Here is a 15,405-nt window from a genome sequence, read left to right on the forward strand (position 1 = left end):
TCCTCTCCCTATAGTTTGTTGACGGCTCCCATAATCTCACTCAATTCATCAAGCGTTAAGTCTTCATCAGTGAAATCAGATGCGCTCCATTCTCGGTTTTCTTTGCCCGTACAATGCTCAATGATGTTTTCCAGTGTCTGTTTAAAATGCCCGGCAAATGTTTGGATTGTTTTTTCTTCGAATTGCAGCCTGTTATAGATGATGTGCATGTTCAGGCACCCCGAAGAAACGGCGCCGCTGATATCCAGTGCATAAGGACGCTCCCAGTTCGGGCTGATCTCATTTCCTGGCTTGATGTCAGACACCTCAAAGGCATTTGATTGAATATCCTGATCAAACTGGCCTAAATAATTAAAGCTGATTTCTGGGCTGTTTTTCTCAGAGCCCCATCTTTTGCTGATATATTTCAGCACGCCGTAGCCCGCGCCTTTATGCGGTATACGGTGCAGCATATCTTTTGTCTGTTTAATAAGGTGGCCCAGCCGCTCTTCTTTGTCCTTATGATCGGAATCTCTCATATCAAGCCACACAGGATAAATGGAGGTGAACCAGCCAACAGTTCTGCTAATATCGATGTCCTCAAGATATGATTCCCTTCCATGGCCCTCCATGCTGATTTTAAATTGGTTATTTCCCGTCCATTTCTGCAAAGCAAAACCTAAAGCTGTCAGAAGGATATCATTCATCTCCGTGCTGTAAGCTTTATGTGCAGCCGTTAATAGTAATTCTGTGTGATGGCGAGATAGCTCAAAATCAATCACTTCTGTATCTATGAATGTGTTAGATGCTGCGTCATTGTCTTTTGGAACAGGCTGGATGTGACGGTTCTCGCACTCATCCCAGTACGCTGCTTCGCGCTGCATCTGGCGGCTTTTAGAGTAGTCAACTATTCTTTGAGAATACGTTAAATATGAATCTGTTTTTTGCGGCAGTTTAATAGATTCTCCTGAGACTGCCTGTTTGTAAGCAGCTGAAAAATCCTCGAACAAAATTCGCCAGGAAACCGCATCAACAACTAAGTGATGAATCGTCAGAAATAAATGGTCACCATTCTCGGTTCTAAACAATCCAGCATGAAGCAAGGGGCCGGTTTCCAAACGAATATGTTCTTGCATCCGGCTGGCTGCTTCCTCAATCGTGTACCGTGCTTCTGTTAGGCTATCCTTTACATCAAACAGTTCAAGTGCATATAGCTCCTCATCTGAAAGATCTATCCCTCTGTTTATCTGCACCTGCCTGCCATCTTCATGCCGGCATACGATTCTCAGTGCATCATGATGAGTCACAAGGCTTTTTAGTACTTTTCTAAGCGCAGCCTCATCAAATCGTTCAGCCCGGTAGATCATAACGGACTGGTTAAAATGATGGCTTTCCAGAGATTGCGAGAAAAACCACTGCTGGATAGGTGTCCAAGTAATCTCGCCTTCGACCGGGCCTTGGTCAATGGCGCGTACGTCTTTTCGAACCCGGGCGGACAGTTCACCAAGAGTCTGATATTCAAACATCTCACGTACTGTCGTTTCAAATCCGCGCTGCTTCAGTCTGGCACAAACCTGCAGCGCTTTAATAGAGTCTCCGCCAAGCTCAAAGAAATTGGCGCCTACACCCAACTCATTCACATTAAGAAGCTCCTCCCAAATTTCAGCCATCACCGTTTCAATCTCATTTCTAGGACTGATATCATCAGCTGTATAAGCGTGTTTTTCAGGTTCTGGCAGGGCTTTCTGATCGAGCTTTCCATTAACAGTCACCGGGATGCTGTCAATTTGTATCATACGGGCAGGCAGCATAAAGTCAGGCAAGGCGTTTTTTAGGTAAGCCCGGATGTCTGATATATTCGCAGCCTGTTGATCTCTTATCACCATATAAGCATATATAGCTGTTTGCCCTTGCTCGTCTGCTCTGGTAATGACAGCCGCCTCTTTAATCATTGGATACTGAAGAAGTGCCGCTTGGATTTCGCCTAACTCAATACGATGCCCTCTGACTTTCACCTGCTCATCAATGCGGCCTAAATATTCCAGCTCGCCATTTGACAGGCGCTTAGCAAGATCTCCTGTTCGGTATAATCTGTCTCCCGGAAGATAAGGATTGGATACAAAACGGTCAGCGGTCAGCTCATCTCTGTTGAGATATCCCCGTGCCACACCTTCGCCGCCTATATACAGCTCCCCTGGAACTCCGATAGGCTGCAGATTCATATGAGCATCCATCACATAAGCCTGCAGAGTTGAAAGCGGCCGGCCGATATTGCTTTTATTTTTTGCAATGTCTGCTGCGGACAATTTTTTGAATGTTACATGGACTGTTGTTTCTGTAATACCGTACATATTAATCAAATCAGTGTGAGGATATTTTTCATTCCAGCTTTGAAGCAATCCGGGCTGTAAGGCTTCGCCGCCAAAAATCACGTAGCGGATGCTTAAATGATCTGTATGATTTTGATCTTCAAGCATCAAGCCGTAAAAAGCAGTCGGGGTCTGATTGAGTACAGTGACGCGCTCTTTTTTTAACAATAAACGGAATGCATAGGGGTCACGGGCTGTTTCTTTAGAGACCACGACTAATGTACCTCCGTTCAATAACGCACCGAACATCTCCCATACAGAGAAATCAAAGCAATAAGAATGAAATAACGTCCAGATGTCTTCATGGTTAAATTCAAAAGGCAGGTTTTGATGCTTCAAGAGACTGATCACATTGCGGTGCTCGACAATGACTCCCTTTGGCTGACCAGTCGTTCCAGATGTGTATATCACGTATGCGGGCTGATCCGTTACTATTTCTTGAATGTTTACATCAGCCGGAATTGAGTCGTTTTCACATTCATCGATATGCATAATATGCCCGGTGTAGTCTGCAGGTTTGTTTTGACCGCGCTCTGTCAGCAGCAGTTTTGCTCCGCTGTCATTGAGCATAAAGCTAATACGCTCCTGAGGATATTCAGGATCAATCGGCAAATAGGCCCCGCCAGCTTTTAAAATCGATAAAATGCCAATGATCATATCAGGTGACCGATCGAGCATCAGACCGACGATATCGCCAGTTCTGACCCCTTGTTTGATCAGCATAGCAGCTGCCCGCTCGGCTTTTTCATTCAGGTCTCGATACGTAAGCTGAGAATGGCCGCACACCACTGCGATATGCTCCGGATACTGAGCGGCTTGCTTTTCAAATAAGCTTACTATGTTTTCATTTCTCGGATAAGCCGCATACTGCCCCATTTTTTCAAGGAGCAACCTACGCTCTGCAGCAGGAAGCAATTGCACGTCCGAAATTCTCATCTCGGTATCCGCCATTACCCCTTTCACCAATTCAATAAAATAGGATGCCCACCGCGTAATGGTTTCTTCTTCAAAAAGAGCAGTGCTGTATTCAAAACGGCAGCGTATTCCACTCGGGTGCTCTTCAGCGTGTAATGTTAAATCGAATTTGGATATATCATGTTTAGGAGTGACAGACGAAATCGACAGACCAGGCACTTCGAACCGGAAATCTTCACTGCTGTGAAGCACAAGCATCGCATCGAACAGCGGGTTGCGATTTACCTCTCGATTTGTATCGAGCTTATCTGCCAGCTCCTCAAAAGGATAATCCTGATGCTCGTAAGCGGTCAGAGCCAGGTGGCGAATGTCCTGCAAATAGGAGCTGAACGTTTTGTGGCCCTCGGGCTTGCTTCGCATCGCCAATGTATTGACGAACATCCCGATGACGCGCTCCAGATCAGCGTGCGGTCTTCCGGCAGCAGGCGAACCGACAACAATATCCTCTTGCCCGCTTAGCTTAGATAACAAAATAGAATAGACAGCCAGAAGAATCATATACAATGTTGTTCCCGTTTCAGCCATTAAACGGTGCAGCTCATCAGCCGTGTCTTTATCAATGTTGACTTCAATTGTTCCACCGCTGAAATCAGGGAGACGCGGCCTTGTTTTATCAAGCGGTAATTCTAGTGTAGGAAGACTCCCGCCAAGCTGACCGAGCCAGTAGGCCTCCTGTTTTTTGTATAGCTCTTTCGGGTACTTCTCTTGCTGCCAAACAGCAAAATCCTTATAATGCAGGTTTAAAGCTGGCAACTCTTTTCCGCAATATAAGTCAGTAAATTCTTGGACAAGAGTGCTCATCGAGACACCGTCGGCAATAATATGGTGCATATCGAGCAGCAAAAAGCCGCGGTGATTGCCGATTGTAATGACACATGCTCTAAAAAGCGGACCGGATGATAGATCAAACGGTTTGATAAAGGTCTCGATTGCAGACTCAAGCATTTGTTCTGATTCCATTTCAAGCTCTTTTAGATCAAAAGCTATCTCTGGATAAATGATCTGTACAGGCTCGTCTCTGTCAAGCACAAAAACAGTCCGTAATGCTTCATGCCGATTCACAAGTTCTGTGAGAACGCTTCTCAACCGCTGGCGATTCAGATTTCCGCGTAATTCAAGTACAGCTGGCATGTTATAACCTGTGCTGGCATCTGCCAGCTGATGAAGAGCATATAATCGTTTTTGCGAGAAAGACAGCGGATAGACATCTCTTTGATCCGCAGGTTCAATCTGTGTAAAAGCGTGTTCTTTTAAGCTCATCAATTTGACCGCCATGCTTTCAACCGTCGGATAAGAAAACACCTCACTGAGCGGCAGCTCGACATTAAGCTTTTTATGTATTCTTGATACCAGTGCGGCCGCTTTTAAGGACTGTCCGCCTAACTGAAAGAAATCATCACGAATGCCGATGTGCTGTTTATTCAGCACATCTTCCCAAATATGTGCGAGATCAGCTTCGATTAAGGTTCGGGGCGCCATATATGTGACACTCGTATTGTTTTCTGGTTCAGGAAGCGCAAACCTGTCAAGCTTGCCGCTGGATGTTAATGGCATCCGGCTGATGTTGATAATACTTGCTGGGATCATATAGGACGGCAATGTCCCGGCAAGATGCTGATACAAATCTGGGAGGCTGTTTCCCTTTTCGGGAACGATATAAGCAATGAGCTCCTTTTCCTCAGCAGAAACATCACGGGCCAGTACCGCGGCTTCCTTTACCCCCGGTGCTTGTCGAAGAACTGTTTCAATCTCTCTCAGTTCAATACGGTAACCCCTAATTTTTACTTGATCATCAAAACGTCCAATATATTCAATCGTTCCATCAGGCAAAAAGCGGCCTGCATCACCTGTTCGGTATAAACGCTCCCCTTCAAGGAATGGATGATCGGAGAATGCTTTCTGTGTCAGCTCTTGCTGTTTGTAGTATCCTCTCGCAAGACCCACGCCGGAAATACACAGTTCACCCGCCGCGCCGATCGGCTGCATTTGATTTCCGTGCAAAACAAATACTTTTGTGTTTCTGATCGGGTGTCCGATCGTGATCCTCTCTTTTTCATTCAGATGCCGCAATATTGTTGTTGCCACACTGTTTTCTGTGGGCCCGTATTCATTTGCCAGTTCAGCAGAAGGACAAATTATTTGACTCAACTCAAGCAGATCAGGCGTGACCGCTTCACCCGCAAATGTCACAATACGAAGACTTTTTGCATCGTCAGCAGTCATCACTTCCAATAACACCCGGTACAGGGAAGGAACAATGATCATGTGGCTGACCTTATAACGGGCTATTTTTCGCTTAAGGGCCAGCACATCCTTCGCTTCGTCATCTGTTGTCAGCAGTACGCACGCACCAGATAAAAGCGGAGTAAATAAGCTCGTTACACAGCCGTCAAACACGTACGAAAACAAATGGAGGGATATATCCTGTTCGGTCATGCCATACTCTTCCCGTCTCCATTGCAATGTATTGGCAATACCGTGATGATCAACTAAAACCCCTTTAGGGCGCCCCGTCGTTCCCGAGGTATAGATCAAGTAGGCTAGGTCACCTGGCGGCATATTTGGAGCTTCTGTTTGGTAACTTTCTGTATGTTCTATCATTATTGTATTTCCTTCATAGGACGGAGGGATCAAGGAAATAAGGTCTTCTTCTATCAGCAATTGAGCCGCTTGACTGTCCTTCAGCAGGAAAGAAAGACGTTCTGCTGGAAAATGTGGATCAAGCGGCATATAAGCGCCGCCTGCTTTCCAAATCCCAAGCAGAGCTGCAGGCATTTCCATTGACCGGCCCATCATTACAGCAACGATATCTCCAGATCCAACGCCTTTTTCTATCAGAGCGTGCGCAATCTGATTGGCTCTTACTTGTAACTGGCGATAGGTCCAGCATTCGTCTCCCATTTTCAATGCAGCAGCTTCAGGTGTTTTGTGAGCTTGTTCCTCGAACAATTGGGGTATCGTTTTGTTCACATAAGGACGCTCAGTTTCGTTAAACAATTGGATAACCTGTTGCTCCTCCGGCGGCACGATATTGATGTCACTGACGGCAACATCGGGATTTGTCAAAATGCAATCCAGTGCTTGCTTTAGATGCCCCTGAATCCTCAGCATCTCCTCCCGCTCGTAAACGTCTGCGTTGTAGCTGAATTTGATATAAAATGATTCTCCCGGAACGATAACGATATTAAAGTCGTAATTGGTTTGTTCCGACATTGAAATGTCACTCAGCTTCAGAGCGCCTTCATCATTTTCACTCTCCACGCTTAACGCCTGATGAAGCTGTACAGGGTAATTTTCAAAAACAAAAATATGATCGATCAACCCTTGCTTCAATGGACTATGGTTTTGAATCTCATAAAGCGGATAATACCCATGCTGTTCAGATGATAAAATATCCTCCTGCACGGCTTTGACCAGCGAAGAAAACGTTATGCCTTCCGCAGATCGGATTCGCACTGGAACAGTATTGATAAACAAGCCGACCATTGATTCAATCCCGTCAATCGCTGACGGGCGTCCCGAAATGACGGAGCCAAAAACGGCATCATCTGCAGCATTATATCGATGGAGCAGCACGCCCCAAATACTCATAAACAGCGTGTTTAATGTCACTCCCCAGTTTTGGGCAGCCTCTGTCAGTTTCTCAACCATATCCGGCGCTAATGAAAAGCTGACCTGGTCGGCTTTATAATTCCCGTCTGCCGTGCGGCGCTTTATTCGGGGAATAGAAGCAGTATTGCCGTACTCCTTCAAATATTCGCTCCAGTAGGCAGCAGTCTCTTCTTGATCTTGTTCTCCGAGCCATTCAATATAACGGCTGTACGGCACCGTGCTGCCAAGCTGTACAGGTGAGTTATTTTTGAGCGAATCATACATGCTGAAAAACTCTTTAAGAATAATGCCGAGACACCACCCATCCATGATGATATGGTGATGTGTCCAGACACATGTATATTGGCTGTCTCCTCTATCAAAAAGGGCAAGACGCATTAAAGGATCTTTTTGCAAATCAAATCCTTTTTCCCGATCCTTAGTCATAAAAGCATCAATCAGCGTCTGCTGTTCTTGATCAGCCAGGCGAGAAATATCTTCTCTATATACTGTCAATTCACGGTTTGATAGAACTACCTGCTGCGGACCTGTAAGATCTGGTACTTCTTTAATGAAAATCGTTCTGAAAATATCATATCTAGAAACAAGAAGGTTTAAGCTCTTTTGAAACGAGTCGACGCATAGATTCCCTGTGATCGTAAACGAGGTCTGTTCGATATATGCTTTCGAGCTGAAATCCATTAGTGAATGAAACAGCATTCCTTCCTGCATGTGCGATAACGGATAAATATCTTGAATTTGTGCCGATTGTGCCATCAATTCCACACACCTTTTCAAAAGTTAAAGATCTTTCACCAGATCTTCGATGCTAGATAATGCAGACAACGTTAATTCTTTATTGCTGAAATCGCTCAATGTTTTTTCGCGTGCTTTTTTCTGCGAACAATGCTCAATCGTCTCGATAAGATGCCTGTGAAAACGATCCATAAAGCACTCAATTGAGTGTTTGCTGAACACTTGGGTGTATACCGCTTTTACGTGAAGCCGTCCGTCCGTAATGAGAGCATTGATGTCCAGCTCATACTCTCGTTCTCTCTCACCCGCTATTTCGTAACGGGGCTGGTAATATGATAATTGAAACGTTTCAACTTCCTTCTCTTCGCTAAATTGACCGAGATAATTAAAGCTGACCTCAGGCTCTTTATGCCGCAGTTCTCCTATGTGTGTTAACAATCCGTATCCAGTTCCTTTGTTCGGTACTCTTCTCAGCATATCTTTTGTCGTCTTAATTCGGTATGCGAGCTGATCCTCGAAAGGCTCGGGAATACCCATGTCTAGCAGAATAGGATAAATGGAAGTAAACCATCCAACTGTCCTTGAAATATCAATGTTTGGCACATGCCCTTCTCTGCCGTGTCCCTCAGTGCTGATCACGATTTGGTCATGCCCAGTCCATTCAGAAAGCGCCATTCCTAAAGCCGTAAGCAAAAGTTCGTTGGCATCAGTACCATAGGCTTGCTGGGTTTCCAACAGCAATTTTTCAGTCCAGTCCCCGGATAGTACAAACGCTGCTGCGTCGCTATTCATTTGGAGTCTGTCTGGCACATTTTCTATGTCCTTAGGAAGAAAAGCAGTGTGAGCGTCTAAAATCGTTTGCCAATACGTTTTCTCTGAAAGCAATTGGTTACTTTCAGCTATTTGGGTAAGACCATCGGCGTAGGATAAATAAGAATCCGTTTTTGGCGGTAATTGGATTTCTTTCTTTTCTAAAGCCTGTTGATATGCTGCAGCTAAATCCTCAAGCAGAATTCTCCAAGAAACGCCATCTATCACAAGATGATGAAGTGCAATCAGCAAATGATCCCCTTCTGCCGTTTTAAACAAACCTGCTTGCAGCAAAGGCCCTTTTTCTACATTCATTTTGCTTTGAATGACGGTTTCCTCAGCGGCAAGTTTTTCATCAAGGTGAGTCCTTTCCAGCGATGCTTTTGTCCAATCTGAAATATAAAGGCCAAACAGTTCATGATCCTTGTGATTGATTCCGCGATTAAACTGAATGACATGGCCGTTTTGGTCACGTTGGAAAATCATGCGAATGCCATCATGATGCTCGGTTATTTTACGCAGCGCTAGATGAAGCGCGTTAGCATTGAATCCTTTTTCACTGAAAAGCATGACGGACTGGTTGTAATGATAGTGAAAAGCATATACCTGTCCGAAAAATCTTCGCTGAATCGGGGTGAGTTCAGCTTCACCTTCCGCAGGCCCCTGATCCGCTTGAGATGCCAATGGTGTGATATGTCCGCATAGTTCCTGAATCGTTGAATAACGGAATAAGTCGCGTATTGTCATGCTCCAGCCTTCAGCTGCCAGACGTGCTGCCACTTGTAATGCTTTAATTGAGTCTCCGCCAAGCTCAAAAAAGGAATCGTGAATGCCGACTCGTGGTATGCTCAGTACATCTTCCCATATATACGCCATCGTTTTTTGTATGTCGTTAACTGGTGCGGTATATGGACGCGATAACACATTATTTGGAGCCGGCAAGGCATTTCTGTCCAGCTTTCCGTTTAGGGTCAGCGGCATGTTTTCTAAAGGAATCAGATGTGCAGGAATCATATACGCTGGCAGCTCCTTTGTTAAAGCAGCACGGAGAGCATTCGTATTGACGTCTGAAGGCACAATATATGCAGCCAAACCAGCCTGTCCATTCTTATCATGCTGAACGGCAACAGCAGCTTCTCTGACAAGCCCAGTTTGAAGCAGAACACTTTCAATTTCTTCTGTTTCAATTCTGTATCCATTTATCTTTACTTGATAATCCATTCGGCCAAGAAGCCGGATCGTTCCGTTTGGAAGCCAGCATGCTCGATCACCGGTTCTGTACAGCCTTTCTCCAGAGACAAATGGATTTTCTGTAAATTTCATTTGCGTTAAGTCAGGTTTATGATGATAGCCTTTCGCAACACCTGCCCCGCCGATGCACAGCTCGCCGGCAACACCGATCGGCTGAATTTGATCAGTCTGGCTGAGTACGTACATGTGTACATTCGGCAGCGGGCTGCCGATTGGCACGTTATCTCCCGTACACTCTCCACCCACACTGGTTTCATAGAAGCTCGAATCAATGGTTGCCTCTGTGACACCATAGCTATTAATGATGCGCATGCTTTGGCCAAAGCGATCTGTCAATGTTTTGAAATCTTGAGCTTTCACCATGTCGGAACCAAGAATCAGTATGTCTAAGTCAGGAAGCTTGAACTGGTTACGGTATACATACTCCATCACCGGGATAATGAGAGCCGGTGTCGACTCCATCACCGTGATTCTCTGAGAGTTCATGATTTTATATATTTCAGCAGGTTCCAGCCGTGTTTCATCTGGGCAAACGATTAGAGTCCCGCCGTTGGTCAATGTTCTCGCCAAATCTCCTGAGAAGACATCGAATGAAAAGCTCGCGATTTGAAGCAGTCTGACAGGCTTCCGATCCAGCTCATATATTTGACGCCAAGCAAGAGCAGCATGAGTAAAGTTCCGATAGGTGACAATGACGCCTTTAGGCGCACCCGTCGTTCCTGACGTATAAATGATATATACCGGCTCTTCAGGAGCAGGAGATAAGTTAAGGTTGCAGTTACTTTCTTCATAAGTGCTTTCATCGTCAAGGCAGATATGAGACATCTCAGATTCAGGCAAGTTTGAAATCAAATGCTTCAACTCCTGCTGTAAAAGAAGAATATCTGCCCCGCTATCACGAAGAATGTATTCAATACGAGCTTTTGGATAATGTGAATCGATTGGGATATACACTCCGCCAGCTTTCATCACTGCCAGCACGCCAACAATTGCATCGATGGACCGCTTGGCTAAAACAGCCACAGTTGGCTTCGGTCCTTTTCTGTTTTGCAATGTTCGTGCCAGACGATTGGCTCTTTCATTTAGAAGCCGATAGCTAATCTCTGTTTCGTTATCAATAACAGCTATATGTTCTGGAATTTCTTCAGCTTTCGCTTCAAATATGTGATGAAAAGGAACATCTTTTTGAGCAAATTCAACCTGAGTTTTGTTAAATCCAAAGACTATTTTTTGTTTTTCTTTATCACTAAGTATGTTTATTTGTGCAAGGCTTGTTTCAGGAGTTGAAAGTGCCGCATGCAGAAATTCGGTAAAATGATCGGCCCAGCGTTCAATTGTAGCTTTCAGGAATACTTCTGTACTGAATTCCATTTCACAGCAAATAGATCCATTTATTTCCGTAGCTATTAATGTGATATCAAATAAGGAAATGTGATGTGCGAAATTGGCAGGCCGGACTTTTATTTCTCTCAGATCTATGTCTTGTTTTTCCACATTTTGAAGGATAAACATCGCATCAAACACTGGATTCCGGCTCATATCCCGTGTCAATTCAAGCTTATCGACAAGTTCTTCGAACGGATAATCCTGGTGCTCAAAGGCTTCCAATGCTGTCTCACGCACTTCCTGCAAATACTGTGCGAATGGCTTCCCGCCCTCCGGGCGTGTCCGAAGCGCCAGCGTGTTCACAAACATGCCGAGTATCGGCTCAAGATCCTTGTGCGGCCGGCCGGCAATTGGCGAGCCGACGATGATATCTTCCTGTCCGCTTAAGCGTGACAAGAACGCGGTGTAAGCCGCAAGAAGCACCATGTACAGTGTGCTTCCGTTTTCTCGTGCCAGCTTGTGAAGGCCTGATGTAACCTCTGGTTCCAGCGTAAATGAGACCTTGTCACCCGCGAAGCTTCGCACCGGCGGGCGGACATGATCAGCCGGAAGATCCAGCACAGGCAGCTCGCCCTCGAGCTGCTTCAGCCAGTACGCCTCCTGCGTTTTGTACGCGTCTCCTGTTTTGAATCCTTCTTGCCATACGGCATAGTCTTTATATTGAATGCGCAGTGCCGGAAGCTTCCGATTATTGTACAGCTCGCCGAATTCCCGAATCAGAATGTTGACGGAAACACCGTCTGAAATGATGTGATGCATATCAACCAGCAACAGGTGCCGCTCATCTGATACCTTTACGATTTGGGCACGGAACAGCGGCGCTTGGCTGAGATCAAACGGTTTGATAAATGCGGCTGCGGCCTCCTCTTCGGTTCGTGCGCCGAGAACTGTAGTCTGTAACGTAAACGGCGCCTCGTCATGGATGCGCTGCACCGGATCGCCTCCTGCGTCCTGTTCGAAGGAGGTCCGAAGCGACTCGTGGCGCTTGATCAGCTCTTTGAAAGCTCTGTCCATCCTTTCAGGGTTGAGCTTCCCTTCGAGCTCTAACACAGCCGGCATATTGTAGCCTGTCCCTCCGTCCTCCAGCTGCTGAAGGACATAAATCCGCTTTTGGGCAGAGGAAACCGGATAGGTTTCCTGTTTTTCAGCGGGCTTAATCGCTTCATATGGACTGTCCGTTCCTTCACGGATAACGGTAGCCAGCCCTTCTACTGTCGGATGGGCAAACACCTCTTTTAGCGGCACCTGTACATCGAATTCTTTTGAGATCCGTGAGACAAGCGCCGTTGCTTTTAAGGAATGTCCCCCGCGGTCAAAAAAGTTGTCGTGAATCCCGACAGGGCCATTTTTCAGCACGTCCTCCCACAGCTGAGAAAGCTTCATCTCAGTCACGTTTCTCGGCGCCGTGTAGGTCTCCGCATCTGCCGCTCCGTCAGGAGCTGGCAGGGCGTTTCGGTCGAGCTTTCCGCTTGGCGTAACCGGCCACTGTTCCATCTCTATCATATAGGCTGGGACCATGTAGCCCGGCAACAGTCTCTCAAGCTGTGCCCGCACTTCGTTTCTTTGGAGCCCTTCTACATAAGCGCATAATTCCGGCTCGCCGCTGTCTGTCCGTACGGTAACGGCCGCCTCCCTTACGCCTTTTATGCTTCTTAGTGCCGTTTCAATTTCTCCCGGCTCAATCCGGTAGCCGCGGATTTTCACCTGATCATCCAACCGCCCGAGGAATTCAATATTCCCGTCAGGGAGCCAGCGCGCAACGTCTCCTGTTTTGTACATGCGTTCCCCCGGGTAAAACGGGTCTTCAAGAAAACGCTCCTCCGTTAATGCCGGCCGATTCAAATAACCTCTGGCAACACCCGCTCCGGCAATGTACAGTTCGCCGGCGACACCGGAAGGCTGTACGGCTAAATGCGGATCTAAAACATACAAACGCGCACCGGGTACGGGCTTCCCAATCGGAATCCGCAAGCGGTCCCTGTCCCGTTCTGGATCCAATACGTAAAATGCCGCGTCTACCGTTGCTTCTGTCGGCCCGTAGCCATGGATTAATGAGACCTGCGGCAATACAGAAGCAAAATGGGCTGCCGTACGCGGCGCAAGCGGTTCACCTCCGGCGAAAACACGCTTCAGGCTTGTCTCGTCACCGAGCGCTAACATTTCCGCTTGATCGAGAAAGCTGTTCAGCATAGCCGGAATAAAATGAGCCGTTGTCACGTTTTCCTGATGAATGGCTTGTACGATCAACGCGGGGTCGTTTTCCCAGCCGGGCGGAAGCAGATACGCCGAAGCACCGGAAAGAGTCCACCAAAACAGCTGCCAGACAGACGCATCAAAGGAAAAAGAGGTTTTCACCATGACAATGTCATCTTCCGAAAGCGGAAACTGGTGCTGCATGCCGGTCAGAAAAGAAACAGCCTGGCGGTGCTCAACGGCCACTCCTTTCGGCTGCCCGGTGGATCCCGACGTATAAATGACATAGGCGAGAGACCCGTCGCTAACAGAAGCAGACACATAACGTTTTACTTCTTCACGCTCAAGAGATGTCATGTCCACTTCAAGCATTTCGCCAGAAAAGTTCGGTGCGGAGCATCCCGGCTGTGTCAGCAAGAGCGATGCCCCGCTGTCTTTCAGCATGTAGCTCAGCCGCTCCTTTGGATACGCAGGATCAAGCGGCAAATACGCCCCGCCGGCCTTCAAGACAGCAAGGACAGCGATCAGCATGTCAGGTGAGCGTTCAGACAGGACACCGACGATACTTTCGTTTGTGACGCCGCGTGCCGTAAGGTGCGCAGCCAGCCGGCTGGCGTACATATCAAGCTCAGCGTATGTCAGCGAACCGCCTGAAAAGCGAATGGCCAGCCGCTCCGGTGTGAAAGCTGCCTGTCGCTCAAACAGCCCATGCAGGGTGAAAGCTTTAGGCGAAACAGCTTCCGTCTTGTTAAACTCATACAACAATTTTTGCTTTTCTCTTGTATTCGTCATATCTAATTCTCTTATAAAGCTGTGCGGATGTTGAAGGGCGTTTTCCAGTATGGTAAGCAGATGAGATTGTATTCGTTTAATATCCTCAAGAGAAAACAAGGTATTTTGATAGTCGAAATTTAATTGAATGGTTCCATTGTCTATCCGTTCTTGTATTTGAACTGAAAGCTCGTTCGCGGTGTATCCGCTGAAATAAAGCGCTGTTTCATAGTCAAAATCATCTGCATTATGCCACTGAAGTGGCTGATACTGCATAGATATACCGATAAGGTTGTGTAAATCCTTCTGTTCATTTCTTAATTCATTTACAAGCAAATTATAAGGAAACCGTTGATGACGCATAACAGAAAGCTGTTCCCTGCCTATTGTGCGGACAAAGGAAAGAAAATCTGTGTCAGGATCAACCGTTATTCTGATTGGAAGAGAACTAACGAACATGCCGAGCATTTCTTTTTCAGCCTTTGACCCTCTGTTGCCATAGTAGGTGCCAATGGCAAGATCTTTTTTAGAAGTGATTCGGCTGATGCATATGTAAAATGAAGCCATAAATAAGGAAATGATATTGATCTTGTGTGCTTCGCAAAAGATTCGAATCGTTTGCTCTAGATCAGGTGAAAGAATGATGGTGTCTCTGGATGCAGATGTGCTCTGTTTTTGTAAGGACGTCTGGTCGGCTAACGAGTGGTATTCCAACGGGTGCTCAAAGGTTTGCGTCCAAAATAAACGGTCCTTTACAAACCGCGGAGATTGTAGATATTGACTCTCTTTTTCGATGTAGCTCAAGTAAGAAGGTTCCGGCTGATCAGGTAAAGGATCTTTCTTTTTCATTTTTTGATAAAGATCTATAATTTGATTTCCCATCACATTTAAAGAGATTCCATCCATTATGATATGATGGAATTTCGCAAATAGCCAAACTTCATGAGAGTCAATTCTAAGGAGGTAAAATTGATAAAGAGGCGAGTTGAACAGTTTAAATGGAATGCTCGCTTGATCCTGAATCCATTGCTCTATTTCTATCATTTCAACATTTGAAAAATCAATTATTCTAAGTGGATAATATTTATATTCAGTAAGGTGCAATCGCGGCTCAAGCTCTTCTCCTTCTAACAGCTGAAATCTAATGGCGTCGTTGCGGGAGATGGAATGATTCAGCGCTCCCTCCAGAGTATCAAGCTTAATATTGCCTTTGAATTTCACACAGGCTGTGAGATTGCAAATGCTGGTATCTGGCTCCAGCAGTTCGGTAAACCACACTCTCCTTTGGGCATGGGTTAAAGAATAAGTATGTTCGCTCAACGGA

Annotated in this window: 2 protein-coding genes; both read right to left on the reverse strand. The window is 46.2% G+C overall.

Features of this window, described 5'->3' with window-relative positions:
- Positions 1-8 precede the first annotated feature (8 nt).
- Positions 9-7,691, reverse strand: a complete 7,683-nt coding sequence (gene ppsB, locus NX903_RS09275) for a plipastatin non-ribosomal peptide synthetase PpsB (protein WP_086343905.1) — start codon at positions 7,689-7,691, stop codon at positions 9-11.
- A gap of 24 nt (positions 7,692-7,715) precedes the next feature.
- Complete coding sequence (gene ppsA / locus NX903_RS09280) at positions 7,716-15,401, reverse strand: plipastatin non-ribosomal peptide synthetase PpsA (RefSeq protein WP_341109613.1); 7,686 nt, start codon at positions 15,399-15,401, stop codon at positions 7,716-7,718.
- Between the last annotated feature and the right edge of the window lie 4 nt (positions 15,402-15,405).

The sequence above is a fragment of the Bacillus sp. FSL R5-0576 genome, from assembly GCF_038004765.1.
In the GTDB taxonomy this organism is placed as follows: domain Bacteria; phylum Bacillota; class Bacilli; order Bacillales; family Bacillaceae; genus Bacillus; species Bacillus subtilis.

Bases quoted from the DNA above. Each gene is read 5' to 3' on its own strand.
- ppsB (WP_086343905.1), bottom strand. From the start codon at position 7,691: ATGGCACAATCGGCACAAATTCAAGATATTTATCCGTTATCGCACATG.